13 protein-coding genes are annotated in these 18,813 nt (G+C 64.9%); 3 read left to right on the forward strand and 10 right to left on the reverse strand.

What is annotated here, in order from left to right; genetic code table 11:
• Nucleotides 1–8 precede the first annotated feature (8 nt).
• The 5 genes from ACFQ00_RS02770 to ACFQ00_RS02790 form a co-directional block, all read right to left on the reverse strand.
• The gene (locus tag ACFQ00_RS02770; protein WP_381485795.1) at nucleotides 9–1,472 is read right to left on the reverse strand and encodes an NAD-dependent succinate-semialdehyde dehydrogenase; all 1,464 of its coding nucleotides are present in this window, start codon (nucleotides 1,470–1,472) and stop codon (nucleotides 9–11) included.
• Nucleotides 1,472–2,845, reverse strand: coding sequence for an aspartate aminotransferase family protein (locus ACFQ00_RS02775; protein WP_381485797.1), 1,374 nt, complete (start codon nucleotides 2,843–2,845; stop codon nucleotides 1,472–1,474). Before ACFQ00_RS02775 ends, ACFQ00_RS02770 begins: the two co-directional genes overlap by 1 nt.
• A gap of 141 nt (nucleotides 2,846–2,986) precedes the next feature.
• On the reverse strand, nucleotides 2,987–3,940 hold the full coding sequence (locus ACFQ00_RS02780) for a hypothetical protein (RefSeq protein WP_381485800.1): 954 nt from the start codon (nucleotides 3,938–3,940) through the stop codon (nucleotides 2,987–2,989).
• 23 nt (nucleotides 3,941–3,963) lie between these two features.
• Nucleotides 3,964–5,343 (reverse strand): peptide MFS transporter, encoded by a 1,380-nt coding sequence (locus ACFQ00_RS02785; RefSeq protein WP_381485803.1) that lies wholly within the window; start codon nucleotides 5,341–5,343, stop codon nucleotides 3,964–3,966.
• 28 nt (nucleotides 5,344–5,371) lie between these two features.
• Nucleotides 5,372–6,568: a serine hydrolase domain-containing protein gene (locus ACFQ00_RS02790; RefSeq protein WP_381485805.1), complete on the reverse strand. Its 1,197-nt coding sequence runs from the start codon at nucleotides 6,566–6,568 to the stop codon at nucleotides 5,372–5,374.
• A 232-nt stretch (nucleotides 6,569–6,800) separates the two neighbouring features.
• Between ACFQ00_RS02790 and ACFQ00_RS02795 the strand changes: the two genes are divergently transcribed.
• Together ACFQ00_RS02795 and ACFQ00_RS02800 are read left to right on the forward strand one after the other, a co-directional pair.
• Nucleotides 6,801–10,058, forward strand: a complete 3,258-nt coding sequence (locus ACFQ00_RS02795; protein ID WP_381485808.1) for an amidohydrolase family protein — start codon at nucleotides 6,801–6,803, stop codon at nucleotides 10,056–10,058.
• 13 nt (nucleotides 10,059–10,071) lie between these two features.
• On the forward strand, nucleotides 10,072–10,755 hold the full coding sequence (locus ACFQ00_RS02800; protein ID WP_381485811.1) for a M24 family metallopeptidase: 684 nt from the start codon (nucleotides 10,072–10,074) through the stop codon (nucleotides 10,753–10,755).
• A gap of 26 nt (nucleotides 10,756–10,781) precedes the next feature.
• On the opposite strand, the gene ACFQ00_RS02805 is transcribed toward ACFQ00_RS02800, so the two are convergent.
• From ACFQ00_RS02805 to kdpF, 5 genes are read right to left on the reverse strand one after another with little or no spacing between them, the layout of a single operon-like run.
• Nucleotides 10,782–11,474 carry a response regulator gene (locus ACFQ00_RS02805; RefSeq protein ID WP_381485814.1) on the reverse strand — a complete coding sequence of 231 codons (693 nt, stop codon included), beginning with the start codon at nucleotides 11,472–11,474 and terminating at the stop codon, nucleotides 10,782–10,784.
• A 9-nt stretch (nucleotides 11,475–11,483) separates the two neighbouring features.
• Nucleotides 11,484–12,047 (reverse strand): potassium-transporting ATPase subunit KdpC, encoded by a 564-nt coding sequence (gene kdpC / locus ACFQ00_RS02810; RefSeq protein WP_381485817.1) that lies wholly within the window; start codon nucleotides 12,045–12,047, stop codon nucleotides 11,484–11,486.
• Between the two features lie 10 nt (nucleotides 12,048–12,057).
• A complete protein-coding gene (gene kdpB, locus ACFQ00_RS02815) occupies nucleotides 12,058–14,082 on the reverse strand; it encodes a potassium-transporting ATPase subunit KdpB (protein ID WP_381485820.1) in 2,025 nt (674 codons plus the stop codon).
• Between the two features lie 12 nt (nucleotides 14,083–14,094).
• The gene (gene kdpA / locus ACFQ00_RS02820) at nucleotides 14,095–15,798 is read right to left on the reverse strand and encodes a potassium-transporting ATPase subunit KdpA (protein WP_381485823.1); all 1,704 of its coding nucleotides are present in this window, start codon (nucleotides 15,796–15,798) and stop codon (nucleotides 14,095–14,097) included.
• A 13-nt stretch (nucleotides 15,799–15,811) separates the two neighbouring features.
• A complete protein-coding gene (gene kdpF, locus ACFQ00_RS02825) occupies nucleotides 15,812–15,901 on the reverse strand; it encodes a K(+)-transporting ATPase subunit F (RefSeq protein WP_374596670.1) in 90 nt (29 codons plus the stop codon).
• Nucleotides 15,902–16,155: 254 nt separating this feature from the next.
• Here kdpF and ACFQ00_RS02830 point away from each other — a divergent pair, with 254 nt between their 5' ends.
• The gene (locus ACFQ00_RS02830; RefSeq protein ID WP_381485827.1) at nucleotides 16,156–18,795 is read left to right on the forward strand and encodes a DUF4118 domain-containing protein; all 2,640 of its coding nucleotides are present in this window, start codon (nucleotides 16,156–16,158) and stop codon (nucleotides 18,793–18,795) included.
• Nucleotides 18,796–18,813: the final 18 nt, after the last annotated feature.

Genomic DNA, 18,813 nt, shown 5'->3' on the forward strand with positions numbered 1-18,813 from the left:
TCTCCTGTTCATGCGGCCGCGGCGATGCCGCCGAGCGCAAGATACTTGATTTCAACGAAATCCTCGATGCCATAGCGTGAACCTTCACGCCCCACACCGGATTCCTTGATACCACCGAACGGTGCACCCTCGTTCGAAGTCAGCACCTCATTGGCGCCAACCATGCCATATTCCAGTGCTTCCGCCACGCGGAACACGCGCCCAATGTCGCGAGACCAGAAATAGGCAGCAAGCCCGTAGGGCGTGTCGTTTGCCAAAGCGACCACTTCGGTCTCGGTTTCGAAAGGCGTGAGCGGCGCGACGGGACCAAAAATCTCGGCCTGCGCGATGTCCATATCGGGCAGAACCCCGGTCAGAATCGTCGGCGCATAAAAGTTGCCGCCTCGCGCGTGCCGCCCGCCGCCGAGTACGGCAACGGCGCCTTTGCCGAGCGCGTCCTGTACCAGGCTATCGACTTTGTCTACCGCGGCTGCGTTGATGAGCGGCCCGATCTGCGTGCCGGTCTCGAAGCCGTCGCCGATGGCGAGGGCGCGGATGGCTTCTCCATATTTGTGCGCGAAAGCGTCCATCACGCGGGACTGCACGTAGATACGGTTCGCCGATACGCAGGTCTGCCCGGCGTTGCGGAACTTTGTGGCCAACGCACCCTCAACGGCGGCATCGAGATCGGCGTCTTCGAAGACGATGAACGGCGCGTTGCCGCCGAGTTCGAGGCTGAGCTTCTTTACCGTGTCCGCGCATTGGCGCATCAACAGCTTGCCGACGCGCGTGGAGCCGGTGAAGGAGAGTTTGCGTACGTCCGGGCTTGCCGTCAGCACACTTGCCACTTCGACGGCCTGCGCGGCCGTTACGATCGTCATCACGTCTTCGGGGAGGCCGGCGTCCGCTGCCAGAACGGCGAGTGCGAGCGCCGAAAGCGGCGTATCCTCAGCCGGTTTCACGACAATGGTGCAACCTGCCGCAAGCGCGGGCGCGACCTTGCGCGTGATCATGCCGCTCGGGAAGTTCCACGGCGTGATCGCGCCAACGACCCCGACCGGCTGCTTCAGCACCAGGCAGCGCTTGTCCGGCGCATGGGTGGGAACGATATCACCGTAGACGCGCTTCGCTTCCTCGGCGAACCATTCGATAAAGTTCGCGCCGAACAGGATTTCGCTGCGCGCCTCTGCAAGCGGTTTGCCCTGCTCCAGCGTCAGGATCTCGGCGAGCACGTCGGCATTCTGGACGACAAGCCCGTGCCATTGGCGAAGGATGGCGCTGCGCGCCTTCGCCGTGCGGGCACTCCACGCCGGGAAGGCGGCTTTTGCACGTGTAATTGCGGTACGCATGTCGTCGGCGCTCCGGTCCGCGACATCCGCGATGTATGCGCCGCTTGCCGGGTTCAGCACCGGGAACGTGCGCGCCGCCGGGCCGTCCAGTGTCAACCCGCGCGCAATCAGTTCAGCTGCAGCTGTCGAGACGGGCAACGTCATCACAGCACGCCGAAAGCTTGAGCGGTTGCGTCGAGGCCGAGCTTCAGCTTCCCGACCATCTCGTCGATTTCCGCGTGCGTGATGACGAGCGGCGGGCTCAGTACCATCGCCTGCCCGACGGCACGGGCGATGAGACCTTTGTCCCACAGCACCTCACGGCAATGGATCGAGGCCTGCTCCTCAGCGCTGAAGAGGGCCTTGGGCGTCTTCGCGCGGACGAGCTGCAGCGCGGCGACAAGGCCGACACCGCGGACTTCACCGACGAGCGGATGCGCATCGGCCAGCTGGCGCAGCGACTGGTGGAAATAGGGGCCGACGTCCTCGCGGACGCGCTCGACGAGGCCTTCGTTCGCGATGATGTCGATGTTGGCGCTCGCGACGGCGCATGCGACCGGATGCCCCGAATAGGTGAAGCCGTGCGCGAGCAGACCGCCTTCGTTCAACACGTCGAACACCCTGTTGCCGACAGCAATGGCGGCAATCGGCAGGTAGCCGGATGACAGTCCCTTCGCCATCGGCATCAGGTCGGGCTGGATGTTATAATATTGGGAGCCGAACCATTCGCCGGTGCGGCCGAACCCGCAGATTACCTCGTCGGCGACAAGCAGGATGTCGTACTGGCGGCAGATGCGCTGGATTTCCGGCCAGTAGGTGGCGGGCGGATCGATGACGCCACCTGCACCCTGCAGCGGCTCGCCGATGAATGCGGCGACGTTGTCCGGTCCGAGTTCGAGGATCTTCTCTTCCAGTGCCCGCGCGGCCTTCAGGCCGAACTCTTCACGCGTCAGGCCGTCGCCAAGCAGATAGTGGTGCGGGTGCATGATGTGGGCGAAACCGGGCAGCATCTCGGGGGCCATACCGTGCATGTGGGCCATGCCGCCGAGGCCGACGGCGCAGAGCGTGCTGCCGTGATAACCGAGGTCGCGGCCGATGAAAGTCTGCTTCGTAGGCTTGCCGCTCAGCATCCAGTAGCGGCGGACGAGACGGACGATGGTGTCGTTCGCTTCGGAGCCGGAATTCGCGAACAGGATGTGGTCGAGGCCTTCGGGCGTCAGCGCTGCGATCTTCTCGGCGAGTTCGATCATCTGCGGTGTCGAGGTGCCGAAGTGGTTGTTGTAGTAGGCCAGCTCGTTCATCTGCCGCGCCGCGATGTCCGACAGTTCCGAGCGTCCGTAACCGACCGCAACGCACCACAGACCCGCCATGCCGTCGAGCAGGCGGTTGCCTTCGTTATCCCACACGTAGCAGCCCTTGCCCTGCGTAATGATGCGCGTGCCCTTTGCCGCAAGCGCCTTGGGGTCGGCGAATGAATGGACGTGGTGCGCGGCATCGACGGACTGGAGCGCGGCGGTATCGGCGAAGTTGCGAAGCATGAACCCAAATTCCTCATGTTTTCGGCCCGCGTTTTGCGGCCGGAACCCATGTGCGCAATCATTCAGTCGCCCGGCAAAAGGGCCAAGGCGACAAACGGGCAAAGGGTGGTGCGTACGCCGCACCAATGCGGCGCAAGGGCTTCAGCGAGATGCGGCTGGACCGATCCCCTTGCCCGTGATCGGCGAGCCCGGAAGCGGGCGGTAGTCCGCATCGACGCGCGGATCGCCCGCGATGACGCCTTCGAGCGTCACGCCCGTCGCGCTCGCGTCGGCAGCGTTGCCGTAAAGCGCGAGGTTGCGGCCGATGATGCGGCTTTTCCCCGTGGCGTTGAGCGCGATCGGCTTGCTTCCCACGATGAGCGAGTCCGCAATGTAAATCGCAGCATTGTCTTCCGCGTAGAGGCCGTCGTCGGCGCTTCTATCGATCGCGATGCGCGTGAGATGGGCGACGCTGTCGTTGTAGGCGGCGACCGCCGAGGAATCGTTATTGCGGAAGATGGCTCCGTCGAGCCGCAGGTATGCGCCCTCGTAGAGCCATGTGGCGACATGGCCGTCGAGCACCTGAAGATCGCGCACGTCTAGGATCGTGTTCCCACGCCCGGTGAGGCCCATTTTCTGGTAGCGGCTGATGGTGACGTCCGAGATCCGCGCGCGGCTGTCCACTGCGAAGATGCCGTGGCCTTCGTAGATGTCGTCTTCCTCGATATCGAAGCGGAAGCCCGTGATAACGAGGCCGTTGATCGTCACATCGGCATTCCTGAGGCCAATAGCCGTGGCTGGCAGGCCCGTACTGCCGTCGAGGATCGCGCCTTTTTCACCTTGAATGGCAAGCTGTTTGCCATCGACTGCAGCGAACGCGCGGACGACAATCTCCTTGTACGGCAGATCCCGATAAGCGCGCGGTGTGTATACGCCTGCCCGCACAAGGATGGTGTCGCCATCGGCCGCCTTGTCGATTGCGGCCTGTATCGCGTCGTCGCCCTTGAAGGTACAGCCCTTCGCAGCCACGCCCGCCGGGCAGGCGACGAGAGTTGCGCCAAGCGCGGGGCATGTCGTTCCGGCAAGCAGGCCGATGGCGGCCAGCATGATTCTCATTCCTGATCCCTCCCCAAAAGTTGTTATGCCGCCGCCTTCGAGCGGAGCGCGCGGACAAGCCATGTCCGCAGCAGCAGGACGAACAGCGCGCCGCTCGCTACGACGGCAGCGTGGATTATCCAGAAGCCCAGCGGGCCGACCGGCTCGTAGAAACGACCGAGCCAGCCGCTGACGATGCCCCCGATGAAAATGCCGAGATAGTAGGCGCCAACCATCATCGCGTTCACCGCCGCAGGCGCATCTCGCGACACAAGCGCAAGCGCGATGGGCGCGATGTAAAGGTAGCCGACGGCGCACAAGAAGTGGAAGACCACCGGCCAGATCAGGGCGACCTTGCCGTTGCCGGCGGTGAGTTCGCCAAGGCTGAGCAGCAGGCAGGCGATGCCGAACGCGCAGCAGCCGATGGCGATTTTCGAAAGCTCGGCGGGCTCTGTGCCGCGCTTCGCCTGTTTGCGCCAGACCATCACCATCACGGGCGCAAGCAGCAGAACGGCAAGCGAATCGAGCGATTGGAACCAGGTGACCGGCACGGTCCAGCCAAGGATGTCGCGGCCGACGTGATCGCGCAGCCACAGCGGATACGTGTTCCACACCTGCGCCTGGGCGGTCCAGTAGAGTGCCGTGATCGAAAGCACGACGAGGAGCGCGACGATCACGCGGCCGTCGCCGGGTGTGAGCTTTGGCTTGTCACCGCGTTCGATGGCGGCGTTCTCTGGCGGCAAGTAGCGGAACCCCGCCAGGTAGATGACGATGCCGATGAGCATGCCGACGCCAGCTGCGCCAAAGCCGTAATGCCAGCCGTAAAGCTCGCCGAGCGTGCCGCAGATGAGCGGTGCGATCGTCGCGCCGACGTTGATCGCGGTGCAGTAGATCGTGAAGGCGCCGTCGCGGCGGCTGTCGTTCTTCGTGTAGAGATCGCCGACCTGCGCGGCGAGATTACCTTTGAGGAGTCCTGCGCCGAGGATCAGCGAACCCAGTGCTGGCAAAAATGCGGCTTCGAAGGCCATCAGGAAATGACCGACCGCCATGAGACCTGCACCCCCGAGTACCGCGCGCTTGCGCCCCGTCACGCGATCTCCGAGGAGGCCGCCCAGCACTGGCGTGAAATAAATGAGACCGACGTAAAGCCCGAAGATCTGCGAGGCGAGCGCTTGGACGGACAGCGGCCCGGTGACGGTTTCGATTGCGCTGCGGAAGCCAGCGAAGCCCCACACGGCCTCGACATTGCCGGAGTGCAGCAGGTGGCCTGCCATGTAGAGTACGAGCAGTGCCTGCATTCCGTAGAAGGAGAAGCGCTCCCACGCTTCGGTGAAGGCGATGTAGGCAAGCCCGCGCGGCTGGCCCCAGATTTCGCGGGGGGATTGCTCGGAAGGCAGGCAAGGTGCATCGGCGGCGGTGGTCATTTTACGTTCCTGCCTCTGCCGATCATCATCAACCAATAGCCTCGACAACCGAATTGAAGAAATCGTTGTCGAGGATGGCTTCGGCTCCTTTCGGTTTCGACCGCGCGCTCAAGACCACGATCTGGATGCGGCGCGCCGGGTTCAGATAGATATATTGGCCGAAGATGCCGCGTGCGGAAAAGGCACCATCCGTAAACGAGCCGTCGCGTGCCGGAACCGGCCACCACATGTAGCCGTAATCGAGCTGCCGTCCGCCGACCTCGCGCGGGCGGGTGGCCTCCACCGTCCAGCCTGTGGGGAGTACGGGTTCGCTATCGATCATGCCGCCTTCAAGGATGAAGCGGCCGAAACGCGCATAGTCGCGAAGCGTGGCGCAAAGGCCGCTGCCTGCGACCTCGAGGCCATCCGGTGCTTCCAGCCACCATTCGGCATCGGCTTCGGTGCCGATGCGCGACCAGATGCGCTCCGAAAGATAGTCCGCAAGCCACTTGCCTGTCGCGGCGCGAACCAGCGCACCGACAACGTGCGTTTCGCCGGTGCTGTAGTTCCAGAGCGTGCCCGGCGCGCGTGCGCGCGGCAGGCTCGCCATGTAGCGCATGATCGCGCCTGGCTGCTGCCCGATCTGCAGATCCAGCATATGCCGCCGTTCGGAAGCCGGGTCGGTGTGCGTATCGTCCCAGCGCACGCCGGAGGTCATCAGCATCAGTTCGCGGACAGAAACGCCATCATAGCCACTTCCGGAAAGCTCGGGCAGGTAGCGGGTCAGCGGGTCCTCGACCGAATCGATGTAGCCGTCCTGGATCGCCGCGCCGACGAGCGTGGTGCTGACAGATTTCGCCATCGACATTGAAAGCCAGCGCGTTGCGGCAGTGATGCCGAGTTCGTATTGCTCGTGGACGAGTGTATCGCCTTGCATGACGAGCAACCCGGCGACACGGTTGCGCGACATATAGTCGTAGAGGTCGTAGGTCGTACCATTGGCGCGAATGGGGAATTCGGGAAGTCCTGCTGCAGGCGCGATGCCGAGCTCCCGCACAGGCGCGCCGCGGCGGACCGTGCGCGTTGCGAAGGCACGCTCAGTCTGCCCGAAAATCCGTACCTGCTCGTCGGGCATCAGCTGGCCCGCATAGACATCAACCATCAGTGCAGCGAGCGAAGCGTCGACAGCGTCGGGCATGTCCCTGTTTTCGGCGTGCTGCAATTCCGGCTCCTTTGTCGGCGGCATCGTTCCTCCCGCATTATTGAAGCGGTTATGCCGGATGCGTGAGCATCGCTGAGGTGCGAAGGGAGCAATGGCCGGTGTGCGCCAATCACCAGCACGCTCCGGGAGCCGGTGCGCCAATGGCACCGCGCTTTGCTTAAAAATGGGCTTGTCGCGGTGCGGTGCAGGGGGCCAACGTCGCAAAAAGCGGCGCAATATGTGGGTGGGGATGATGAAGAGGTTCGTCGGAGTTTTGGTGGCTGTTGCGCTTGGCCTTGTGCCACAGGCCGGGGCGCAAACGCAGCGCTGGAACGTCGAAGACACCGGCGAGCCGTATCGCGACGTGATGATCTCGACGTCTGAAGGCACGTGGATGAGCCTCGATGTCAGTCCGGATGGCAAGACCATCGCGTTCGACATGCTTGGTGACATCTATGTGATCCCGGCAGCAGGCGGCGAGGCGCGGGCGCTGCACGCCGGCCGCGCGATGCAGCGTTCTCCCCGGTTCAGTCCAGATGGCGCGAAGCTACTCTACATCAGCGATGCGGACGGCGCCGACAATCTCTGGATTTCGAATGCAGACGGAAGTGGCTCCCGGCGCGTGACTGCGCAGACGGTCGAGAATGTAAACGGTCCGGCGTGGGGGGCGGACGGAGGCTTCGTCGCGGCCGCGAAAATGTATGCGGATGATCACCGCCTGCACGGTTCCGAGCTTCGCCTGTGGGATCTTGGCGGCGGGGCGGGGCGTCTGCTTGTGCCCGCGCCCGCAAACACCGAAAACGTCCATGAAGCGAGTTTCTCTCCTGATGGGCGCTATCTCTACTATACGGAGAAAGTTTCGCCGCCGACCGTGTCGCGCGTCTATATCGATGCCAATCACAGCAACTATGCGATCATGCGTCGTGAACTGGAAACGGGCGCCACGGAGGAGCTGATTCGCGGCTTCGGAGGCGCGACGACGGCGGAACTGTCGCGCAACGGCAAACGGCTCGCATTCGTCCGCCGGGTCGCGGACAAGACAGTGCTTTTCGCCTACGATGTGGAAACGCGCGAACAGCGGCCCGTCTTCGACCGGCTCGACCGCGATGCCCAGGCCGATTTCATCGGTCAGGGCAACTACTACCCGCGCTATGGGTGGTTCCCGGACAACAGGCATGTGGCGATCTGGGCGGGCGGCACGCTGTGGAAGGTGGATATGGATGGCGGTCGCGCTTCCGAAATTCCCTTTCGCGTCGTCCAGCACCAGCGCGTAGCGGAACCCGTGCGTTTTACGCACGATCTGGCTCCGGAACAGTTCACGGTAAAGGCGGTTCGGCAACTTGCCCTGTCGCGAGATGGCGCACTCTACTTCAACGCGCTCGGCCGTCTGTGGCGCAAGCAGGGGAATGCGGCACCGCGGCGGCTCAGCCATGGCACGGCGCTGGAATTCGAACCGGCCGTTTCGCCTGATGGGCGGCGCATCGCTTACGTCGAATGGGCCGACGAAACGGGCGGCGTCCTGAAGCTTGCCAACGCCGACGGCAAGGCGGCTCGGACGCTGCTCGCATCCGGCGGCGTTCTGCGTTCACCCGCCTTTTCGCTCGATGGGCGTAGGCTCGTCTACAAGATCGATTATGGCGACCGGTGCCTCGGCGGGCATCAATCGAAGCCGGGTCTCTACTGGATGAACCTGACGGATGGGCAGAGCCACTACATCGGCCCGCCCGGCAACGACCCGATGTTTTCGCCTGACGGTACGCGCGTTTACTACACGGTGGTTGCCTACGATGGCGAGAACAGCATCACCTCACTCGAAAGCGTGAATCTGGCTGGAGCAGACAAGCGGGTTCACGCAAAGACGCGCGATGCCGACACTTCGGAAATCCGCATCAGCCCCGATCTCAAATGGATCGCGTTTCGCGATCACCAGCAATACTGGGTCACGGCTTATCGGGAGACGGGGGCCCCCGTTGTTTTTTCGACGGCGAGCGAAGAGACGCCCGCGAAACGCCTCTCGGCGATTGGAGGTTACGCGCTCACCTGGGCGGGCGATTCCTCCCGCCTCATCTGGGCGATCGGAGACAGGATCGCGGCGGTATCACCCTCAGAGGCATTTTCGGTGGGCTGGACTCCGCTTCGTTCGGGAAGCCCGGTCGGGCTCGTCGTGAAGTCCGATGTACCTGCAGGCGAGGTCGCGTTCGTGGGCGGCCGCATCATCACCATGAAGGGCGAAGAGGTTATCGAGAACGGTACCGTGCTCGTGCGCGGCAACCGGATTGCCGCCATCGGTACCGCTGCGGATGTGGCGGTGCCGGCGTCCGCGAAGGTCGTCGACATCGCGGGCAAGACCGTGATGCCGGGCCTTGTCGACATGCATGGGCATATCGACAATTGCTACTACACGTCTTCGGGCCTGATGCCGCAGAAGCAGTCGGCGCGCTACGCCGATCTCGCCTACGGGGTCACGACGAACTACGATCCCTATAGCTCCGAACTGCCGACCTATTCGATGAGCGAGATGACGCGGACGGGCGACATGGTCGGGCCGCGCGCGATTGACTCCGGCATGGTCGCCTTCGGACGTTCGGGGAAGGGTGACAATGCCTATGTCCCGATCGCCTCCTATGACGACGCGGCCACGCTGATGGCGCGCAAGTCCGCCCTCGGCGGCTGGATCGTGAAGAGCTACCGGCAGCCGATGCGCAGCCAGCGCCAGATGCTGGTGAAGGCCGGCCGCGACGCGGGTGTGATGGTCGACGTGGAAGGCGAAAGCAGTTTCTACAACAACATCACGATGCTGACGGACGGCAACACCAACCTTCAACACAACATGCCGATTCCGAACTACTACGACGATGTGGTACAGCTGATGGCGGGTGCCCGCGCCTCCCATACGCCGACGCTCGTTCTGCTGTTCGGCGAGCTTGCCGGAGAGAATTACTGGTATCAGCATAGCGACGTCTGGAAGGATTCGAAGGCGCAGGCCTTCGTGCAGGTGACGACCAGTGGCTACAGCCCGCTCGGTACGCCCTACGGTGCACCGCCCTATGTGCGCGGCATGACGACGATCCACGCGGCGGAGGAGCTGTGGGATATCGGTTTCCGATCGGTCGCCCGCTCGATGAAGCATCTCGATGACGCCGGAGTGCGCGTGAATGTCGGCTCGCATGGACAGTTCTCCGGGCTCGCGCAGCACTGGGAGATGTGGCTTCTGGCGCAGGGCGGCATGAGCAATCATCGGATTCTGCGTGCGGCGACGATGAACGGGGCCGAGACGCTCGGCATCGATGGGCAGATCGGTTCGCTGGAACCCGGCAAACTCGCCGACCTCATCGTGCTCGACGAGAACCCGCTTGCCGATATTCGGAACACCAACAGCGTGCGCTATACGATGGTGAACGGCCGCCTTTACGATGCCTATGCAATGGACGAGATCGGCAACCGATCGCGACCGCGCGGCAAGTTTTTCTGGGAAGTCGGTGTGGAACGTGGCGGCAACATCATCGACTGGAAAAGCGCGTGGGCGCATCAATAGGAAAGGGTGGGATGTGACTGCAGAGGAAAAGGTCAAGGCGGAAGCGGTCGGCGCCAACTTCGACAGGACCATGTTCCTGCACGTGCGCGAACGCACCCGGAAGGTCATCAACGACATTGCGGCGTCTATCCATCCCGGGATGATCGAGGAAGACGCCGTCGCAATGGCGAAGGACCAGCTCCGCGCGGCGGAAATGCTGCGCGGATGGCACGGACTTCACGTGCGCTTCGGGACCAACACGCTGAAGAATTTCGGCCAACCCTCCGAGCCGGGTGTGGCGCTTCGGGACAACGACATTTTTTTCATCGATATCGGTCCTGTCTGGCAGAAGTGGGAAGGCGACGGCGGCGATACGTTCGTTGTCGGCAACGATCCGGAAATGCTGGGCGCGCAGCGGGACGTGCGTGACCTTTTCAGCCGGGCCCGTGCGAAGTGGCTCACCGAGGGGCTCTCGGGCATGGCACTTTACGATTTCGCCGCGGCCGAGGCGCAGGCGATGGGTTGGGAACTCAATCTCGATATGTCGGGCCACCGGCTCGCGGACTTTCCACACGCCGTGCTCCACAAAGGCGCACTCGCCGAAGCACCGTTCACGCCATCACCGGAACTCTGGGTTCTCGAAATCCAGATTCGTCATCCGGATCGGCCGTTCAGCGCATTCTATGAAGATCTGTTGTTGACGGATCAGGCAGCGTAAGACCTCAGCTCCGTTCACACAATCGGCTATTCCAGCCCGCGCAATCTATAGCCGACGCCTGGCTCGTTGGTGATAAGCCGCGGTTGTGCCGGGTCGGGTTCGAGCTTCTGGCGCAGGTTGCGGACGACGATGCGGAGATAATCGACGCGCTGCTCGTGCGCTGGACCCCAGACGTTGCGCAGCAGCTGCGCGTGGCTGATCACCCTGTCGGGGTGTCGTGCCAGTGCGGCAAGCACGTCGTATTCCTTTGGGGTGACGTGCACTTCCGTGCCCGCGCGAAGGATGCGGCGGCGGGTCAGATCGATCTCGACATCTCCGATGACGATGCGCGTCTGTCCGGCTTCTCCTGACTGACGGTGCCGCAGCACCGTACGAATGCGGGCGAGGAGTTCCTCCGTATCGAACGGCTTCGTCAGATAGTCGTCGGCGCCGAGATCGAGCGCAGCGACCTTCTCTGCCGTATCCTCGCGCGCGGAGATTACGATCACGCCCGCGGCGGAACGCGCACGGATGATCTGGATGAGCTCGATCCCGTCCCGGTCGGGGAGGCCGAGATCGAGCAGAACCGCGTCCGGCTTCTCGATGTCGAGCAGCGATAGTCCCTCGCGCGCCGATGCCGCTTCGCTGACGGCATGGCCCGCCCGCTGCAGCGCCGCGCGCACGAGCCTGCGGATATGCGGATCGTCTTCGACGACGAGAATGCGCGCGGTTGCGGACATGACCCCTTTTTAGGGCTGCGATGAAGCCCGGTCGAGCGCGAGGTTTAGAGCGAGCACGTTCACGCGCGGCTCGCCGATTATGCCTGCGAGGGGGGCTTCGGTGTGGTCTGCGACGAGCGCTGTCACTTCTGCGGTGGGCAGTCCGCGTGCTTCTGCGATGCGCGCGATCTGGAACCGTGCGGCGGCAGGGCTGATGTGCGGATCGAGGCCTGAGCCCGATGTGGTGACGAGATTTGCGGGAACTCCCGAGCCCGAGACATCGACCTTGATGCGCTCGACGAGTGCTTTCGATGTCGGCCCCAGGTTGGACCCTGAGGACGCGAGTGCATCATAGCCGCTGCCCGCGGCGGAGGGGCGGCCGTGGAAATAGCGGAGTGAGGCGAAGCGCTGCCCGATGAGCGCGGAGCCGACGACTTGCCCGTCGCGTTCGATGAGGCTGCCGTTTGCTTGGCGCGGGAACAGGGCCTGGCCGATACCAGCGAGCCCTAGCGGGTAGAGGATGCCGAGCAGGAGTGCGAACAGCAGTGTCAGCGCCAAAGCGGGGCGGAGGGCGGTGCGGAGATCGGAGAGCATGGGGTATCCTTCAGGCAAGACCGATACTGGTGACGGCAAGGTCGATGAGCTTGATACCGATGAATGGCGCGAGAAGGCCGCCGAGGCCGTAGACCGCGAGATTGCGGGCGAGGAGCGGCCCGGCCGCCATCGGGCGATAGCGGACACCCTTCAGCGCCAGCGGCACGAGGCAGGGGATGATGAGCGCGTTGAAGATGATCGCCGAGAGGATCGCGCTTTCGGGCGAGCCCAGCCCCATCACATTGAGCCCGCCGAGCCCCGGATAGAGCACCACGAACATCGCCGGGATGATCGCGAAATATTTCGCGACGTCGTTCGCGATGGAAAAGGTGGTGAGCGCGCCGCGCGTCATCAGGAGCTGTTTGCCGAGGCCGACGATCTCGATCAGCTTGGTGGGATCGCTGTCGAGATCGACCATGTTGCCCGCCTCGCGCGCCGCCTGCGTGCCCGTGTTCATGGCAACGCCGACATCGGCCTGCGCGAGCGCGGGCGCGTCGTTGGTGCCGTCGCCACACATGGCGACGAGGCGCCCGCCCGCCTGCTCGCGGCGGATGAGCGCGAGCTTGTCCTCCGGCGTCGCTTCGGCCAGGAAATCGTCGACGCCCGCCTCGGCGGCAATCGCCGCGGCGGTGAGCGGATTGTCGCCGGTGATCATCACCGTGCGGATGCCCATGCGGCGAAGCTCCGCGAAGCGTTCGCGCACGCCCGCCTTCACGACGTCCGAGAGCGCGACGGCACCAAGCAGACGCCCGTCGCGCACGACCGCGAGCGGCGTGGCGCCCGAACGGGCAATCTCGTTGGTGATTCGCGTCAGTTCCGCGGCCGCAGGCGTATCGGCAAGGGCGGGCTCCGCCTTCAGGATGGAATCGACGGCGCCCTTCCGAATGATGCTGCCCGCAACCTCGATCCCCGACACGCGCGTCTGCGCCGTGAAGGGGATCACGCGCGCCTCCGCCGGGAGCGTACGCGTGGCGACGGCATAGCGTTCGCGCGCCAGCACGACGATCGAGCGGCCTTCCGGCGTCTCGTCGGCAAGGCTCGCGAGTGTTGCGGCGTTCGCCAGCGTTTCCACGTCGATGCCGGTGAGCGGACGGAACGCACTCGCCTGACGGTCGCCGATGGTGATCGTGCCCGTCTTGTCGAGCAGCAGCACGTCGACGTCGCCGGCGGCTTCCACCGCGCGGCCGGATTTTGCGAGCACGTTGAAACGCACAAGTCGGTCCATGCCCGCGATGCCGATCGCGGAGAGCAGCGCGGCGATCGTGGTGGGGATGAGCGTGATGAGCAGTGCAGCGAGCACCGCGACGGGAACGCCGCCGCCCGCATAATCGGCAAAGCCGGGGATCGTGGACACGGCGATCAGGAAGATGATGGTGAGCCCGACGAGGAGGATCGTGAGCGCGATCTCATTGGGCGTCTTCTTCCGCTCGGCGCCTTCCACGAGGGCGATCATCCGGTCGAGAAAGCCGTGCCCCGGCTCCTGCGTGACGCGCACCTTGATGCGGTCAGAAATGACGCGCGTGCCCGCGGTGACGGCGCTGCGGTCGCCGCCCGCCTCGCGGATCACCGATGCGCTCTCGCCGGTGATCGCGGCTTCGTTCACCGAGGCGACGCCTTCCACGACCTCGCCGTCAGCCGGTATGAGATCTCCGGTTTCGACAAGGACGAGTTCGCCCTTCCCAAGCTGCGCCGCTCCGACGATCTCGTAGATATCGCCGACGCCCACGAGCAGTTTCGCCTTGAGCTCGGACTTGGTGGCGCGCAGCGACGCCGCTTGTGCCCGCCCGCGTCCTTCGGCAAGCGCTTCCGCGAAGGTACCGAACAGCACGGTGAGCCAGAGCCACACGATAAGCTGCATCTGGAACGGCATGGAGAGGCGCTCGCCGCCGATGGCGAGGAGCACGGTCAGCAGCAGCGCGACAACCGCGGTGGTGAACAGCACCGGATTGCGCACGAGCTGGCGCGGATCGAGCTTCAGCACCGCATCGCGCATCGCGGGGAACACGAGGTCGGCCGAAAACATGGATTTGGTCATGGGAGTTGTCCCTCAGAAGAGGTCGCCACGCAGCATCGCGACATGGTCCGCAACCGGACCGAGCACGAGGCTGGGGAGGAAGGTGAGGCCGCCGACGATGAGGATGATCCCGACGAGGAGACCGATCCACAGCGCGCCCGTGGTGGGAAATGAGCCGGCGGTTGCGGGCGTGTATTTCTTCGCCGCGAGGTTGCCCGCGATGGCGAGCACGGGCACGATCACGAAGAACCGCCCGAGCCACATCGCGATGCCGAGAAGGGCGTTGTACCACGGCGTTCCCGCGGTAAGCCCCGCGAAGGCCGAGCCGTTGTTCCCGGCGGCGGACGTGAAGGCATAGAGGATTTCCGAAAAGCCGTGCGGCCCCTTGTTGAGCGGGCCCGCGAGACCCGCCGCATTCACTGCGCTCAGTGCCGTGAGACCGAGAATGGCGAGCGGCAGGACGGCGATCGCGAGCACGGCGAGCTTCACCTCGCATGCCTCGATCTTCTTGCCGACATATTCGGGCGTCCGCCCGACCATCAGCCCGGCGACGAACACGGCGAGCAAGGCGAACAGCAGGAAGCCGTAGATGCCCGCGCCGACGCCGCCCACAACGACCTCGCCAAGCTGCATGTTGAACAGCGGGATCAGGCCGCCGAGCGGCGTGAAGCTGTCGTGCATGGCGTTGACGGCGCCGCACGAGGCGGCCGTGGTGACGACCGCGAAGAGTGCCGAAGCGGCAATGCCGAAGCGAAGCTCCTTGCCTTCCATGTTGCCGCCGGAAATGCCGAGGCCGTGCAGGATCGGATTGCCCGCGGCCTCCTGCCAATAGGTGATGCTCACGCCCGCGACGAACAGCACGAGCATGGCGACGAGGATCGCCCAGCCCTGCCGCGTGTTGCCCACGGCCTTGCCGAACGTCCACGTGAGGCCGACGCCGATCGCGAAGATCGACAGCATCTGTACGAGGTTCGTGAGCGCGCCCGGATTTTCGAACGGGTGCGCGCTGTTCGCATTGAAGAAGCCGCCGCCGTTGGTGCCGAGCATCTTGATCGCTTCCTGGCTGGCAACGGGCCCGAGCGCGATCGTCTGCTTTGCGCCTTCCAGCGTGACGGCATCGACCGAGGCGGCGAGCGTTTGCGGTACGCCGCTCGCGATCAGGTACACGGCATAAACGAACGCGATCGGCAGCAGCAGATAGAGCGTGATGCGCGTGATATCCGCCCACACGTTGCCCACCGTGGCGGCTTCGCGCCGCGCGAAGCCGCGGAACAGCGCGAAGGCGACCGCAATGCCCGTCGCGGCCGACAGGAAATTGTGAATGGCGAGGCCAAGCATCTGGGAGAGGTTGGAAAGCGCCACTTCGCCCGAATACCACTGCCAGTTGGTGTTGGTGGTGAAGCTGATCGCCGTGTTCATCGCGCCGTCCGGCCCCAGCGCTGCAAGGCCGCGCGGGTTCAGCGGCAGCACGTCCTGAAGCCGCAGCACCGCATAGGTGAACAGCAGGAGCGCCAGATTGAACAGGAGGAGATGCAGCGCATAGCGCCGCCAGCCCTGCTCCGCTGAGGGGTCGATCCCCGCGAGCCTGTAGAAGCCGTTTTCAACCGGTCCCAGAATGCGGTGAAGCGGTGTCCGCCGCCCTTCGTAGAGCGCGAACAGCCACAGGCCCATCGGCTTGGCGAGGGCCAGCAGCAGGCCCACGAACAGCGCGATGAGCGCCCATCCCTGGTAGGTCATCGGGAGGTTCCGATCAGAAGCGCTCGGGCCGCAGCAACGCGGCCACGAGATAGAGGAGAAGGCCGAGCGCGGTGGCGCCGGCAAGGATCAGGTGCAGGGTCATTGGCTGCGCCTTCAGGCGTCGTCGCAGACGCGGACGAGCGCCAGCGTCGCAAGAACCAGCCCGCCCAGCAGGGCGAGCCATGGCAGGTCCGGCATGATGAATCTCCGTGTGAGCGCCTTCATGGCGCAGCCCACGAGATAGGCGCTGCCGCCATTAAGGTTCGACGGCGAATGGGGGCCTTTGGCATTAAGATTTCATAGTGAAGCCCGCACCGCCGTGGTGTTTGCACGCGGCGCGGTCTAGATTCCCGGGCGATGGACAGCGAAGCCCGGCCTTCTCCCGACGCCTTGTTGCGTGCCGCACAGCGCGAGGGGCGCGGTACGCTCAAGATTTTCCTCGGCGCCGCGCCGGGCGTCGGCAAGACGTTCGAAATGCTGCGCGACGGCGCGGAACGGCTGAAAGCGGGCGTGGATACGGTGGTCGCGATCGTCGAAACGCACGGTCGCGCGGAAACCGCCGCGCTGCTGGAGCCCTTCGAGGTGATCCCCCGCCGCCATATCGACTATCAGGGCCACGTGCTCGAGGAGATGGACCTCGACGCCGTCCTCGCGCGCCGACCCGCGCTCGCGCTCGTCGATGAATATGCGCACAGCAACGTCGAAGGCAGCCGCCACCCCAAGCGCTGGCAGGATGTCGCCGAACTGCTGGATGCCGGGATCGACGTCTACACCACGCTCAACATCCAGCACGTCGAAAGCCTGAACGACGTCGTCGCCAGCTTCACCCGCGTGCGCGTGCGCGAAACCGTGCCCGACAGCGTGTTTGAGGGCGCGGAGATCGAGGTTGTCGATCTGCCGCCCGATGAACTCATCGAGCGGCTGAAGGAAGGCAAGGTTTACGTCCCGGCCGAAGCCTCGCGCGCGCTCGGTCATTTCTTCTCGAAGCAGAACCTCTCGGCGCTTCGCGAAATGGCGCTCCGCCGCGCCGCGCTCACCGTCGATCAGGCGATGCTCGAGCATCTCGACGCCTATGCCGTGCCCGGAACCTTCGCGGGCGGCGAACGCGTCCTCGTTGCGGTGAGCGAGCTTCCCGGCAGCGAAACGCTGGTGCGCGCGGGAAAGCGGCTCGCCGATGCGCTGCGCGCGCCGTGGCAGGCGATCTATATCGAAACGCCGCGCGCCGCGAGCTTCGACGAGGCGGACAAGCGCCGCGTCGCCGATGCGCTTCGCCTTGCCGCCAATCTCGGCGCGACGATCGCGACCATCCCGGCCGAAAGCGTGATCGAGGGATTGAAGACGCATCTCGAAGGGATGCGCGCCACGCAGCTCGTGATCGGCAAATCGACACGCAGCTGGTGGTTCGAGCTGCGTCACGGCTCGGTCGTCGATGCCATGCTGCGCGAAGGCGAAGGCCTTGCCGTTCATGTCATTCCGGCGGAAAGCGCGCCGCTTCGGCAGCGGTCTGCTCCCGCGAAAGGTTGGGGGCGCCCGCGCGACTATGCGCTGATTGCAGGCGCGGTGGCGCTGACGACGCTGATCGGCAGGCTCGCGCAGCCGCTGATCGGCACGGGCGGCGTCGATCTCATCTATCTGCTGCCGGTGATTGCCGCGGCGGGTCGTTTCGGATCGCGGCCGGGTCTGGTCGCGGCGCTGGCGTCGGCGCTTGCCTATAATTTCTTCTTCCTGCAGCCGCTCTACACCTTCACGATCGCCGATCCGCAGAGCGTGCTCACCCTGTTCGTGCTGCTCGGGATCGCCACGTTCACCGCCGAGCTTGCGAGCCGGCTGAAGGCCCGCGCCACGCTCGGCGCCCGCAGCGCACAGGAAAATGCCGCCGTGGCCGCATTCGGGCAGGCGCTGGCGCGCGCATCGGACTGGGAAACGACGAGCCGCATCGTCTGCGCGGAAATGGCGCGCATCCTCGGCGTGCGCACGATCCTGCTCAAGGAACGCGACGGCGCGCTCGTGAGCGTCGCGGCGTTTCCGGAAGGCGGTGTGCTCGGCCCCGTCGACATTGCCGCAGCCGACTGGGCGTGGAGCCGTGGCGAGCCCGCCGGTGCGGGTTCCGCGACGCTAAATGCCGCGGACTGGCAGTTCCAGCCGCTGCGAACGGCGCTCGGCGTTCTCGCCGTCGTGGGTCTTTCAAAGGAGGACGGCCGCGAACCCGTCGGCGCCGACCGCGCCGTGCTGCTGTCGACGCTGCTCGGTCAGGCCGCGCTCGCGCACGAACGCCTGAAGCTGGAGGACGAATTGCGGACGGTCACGGTGCTGAAGGAGCGTGACCGTCTGCGCGCCGCGCTGCTCTCGTCGATCGGCCACGATCTCCGCACGCCGCTGACATCGGTTTCGGGCGCGGTCGACGCGATCGCCGCAGAGCACCCGGACTCGGCGACGCTGCCCATCGCGCACGCCGAAATCGCGAAGCTGCGCCGCTTCCTCGACAATCTCCTCGACATGGTCCGCATCGATACCGGCCGCTTGACGCCGAAGCCCGAGCCGATCGACCTTACCGACGCGGTGGCGAGCGCGGTTCACGATCTGAAGGCGCTGCTCACGGAGTCGCACATCGATCTCAAGGTGCCCGCCAATCTGCCGCTCGTCTCCGCCGATCCGACATTGCTTCACCACATCCTGCTCAACCTTCTCAGCAACGCGGCGCAGCACGGCGGCGGCAGGATCGTGATCGAGGGAAAGCGCGTGCCGGATGCCGTCACGCTGTCAGTGGGCGATTCAGGGCCCGGCCTGCCGGAGACGGGCAGCGCGCCCTTCGCCGCCTTCAAGACGGGCCGCGGCACCGATCAGAACCAGGGCAGCGGCCTTGGCCTTGCGATCGTGAAGGGCTTCGCGGATGCGATGGGGCTGAGCGTGAACGCCAGCAACCGGGACGGTGCGGGCTCACTCTTCACGATCGTGTTTCCAGAAGATGTCATCGTGAAGAATCCGAAGGCGGACTAACCGCGCGCGAAAACAGGC

This window comes from Sphingosinicella xenopeptidilytica, from assembly GCF_042676985.1.
Taxonomy (GTDB): Bacteria; Pseudomonadota; Alphaproteobacteria; order Sphingomonadales; family Sphingomonadaceae; genus Sphingosinicella; species Sphingosinicella xenopeptidilytica.

What these genes read in the sequence shown, in the direction of transcription:
- ACFQ00_RS02770 (WP_381485795.1), bottom strand. Translation starts at nt 1,472, where the DNA reads ATGACGTTGCCCGTCTCGACAGCTGCAGCTGAACTGATTGCGCGCGGG.
- ACFQ00_RS02775 (WP_381485797.1), bottom strand. Translation starts at nt 2,845, where the DNA reads ATGCTTCGCAACTTCGCCGATACCGCCGCGCTCCAGTCCGTCGATGCC.
- ACFQ00_RS02780 (WP_381485800.1), bottom strand. Translation starts at nt 3,940, where the DNA reads ATGAGAATCATGCTGGCCGCCATCGGCCTGCTTGCCGGAACGACATGC.
- ACFQ00_RS02785 (WP_381485803.1), bottom strand. Translation starts at nt 5,343, where the DNA reads ATGACCACCGCCGCCGATGCACCTTGCCTGCCTTCCGAGCAATCCCCC.
- ACFQ00_RS02790 (WP_381485805.1), bottom strand. Translation starts at nt 6,568, where the DNA reads ATGCCGCCGACAAAGGAGCCGGAATTGCAGCACGCCGAAAACAGGGAC.
- ACFQ00_RS02805 (WP_381485814.1), bottom strand. Translation starts at nt 11,474, where the DNA reads ATGTCCGCAACCGCGCGCATTCTCGTCGTCGAAGACGATCCGCATATC.
- kdpC (WP_381485817.1), bottom strand. Translation starts at nt 12,047, where the DNA reads ATGCTCTCCGATCTCCGCACCGCCCTCCGCCCCGCTTTGGCGCTGACA.
- kdpB (WP_381485820.1), bottom strand. Translation starts at nt 14,082, where the DNA reads ATGACCAAATCCATGTTTTCGGCCGACCTCGTGTTCCCCGCGATGCGC.
- kdpA (WP_381485823.1), bottom strand. Translation starts at nt 15,798, where the DNA reads ATGACCTACCAGGGATGGGCGCTCATCGCGCTGTTCGTGGGCCTGCTG.
- kdpF (WP_374596670.1), bottom strand. Translation starts at nt 15,901, where the DNA reads ATGACCCTGCACCTGATCCTTGCCGGCGCCACCGCGCTCGGCCTTCTC.
- ACFQ00_RS02830 (WP_381485827.1), top strand. Translation starts at nt 16,156, where the DNA reads ATGGACAGCGAAGCCCGGCCTTCTCCCGACGCCTTGTTGCGTGCCGCA.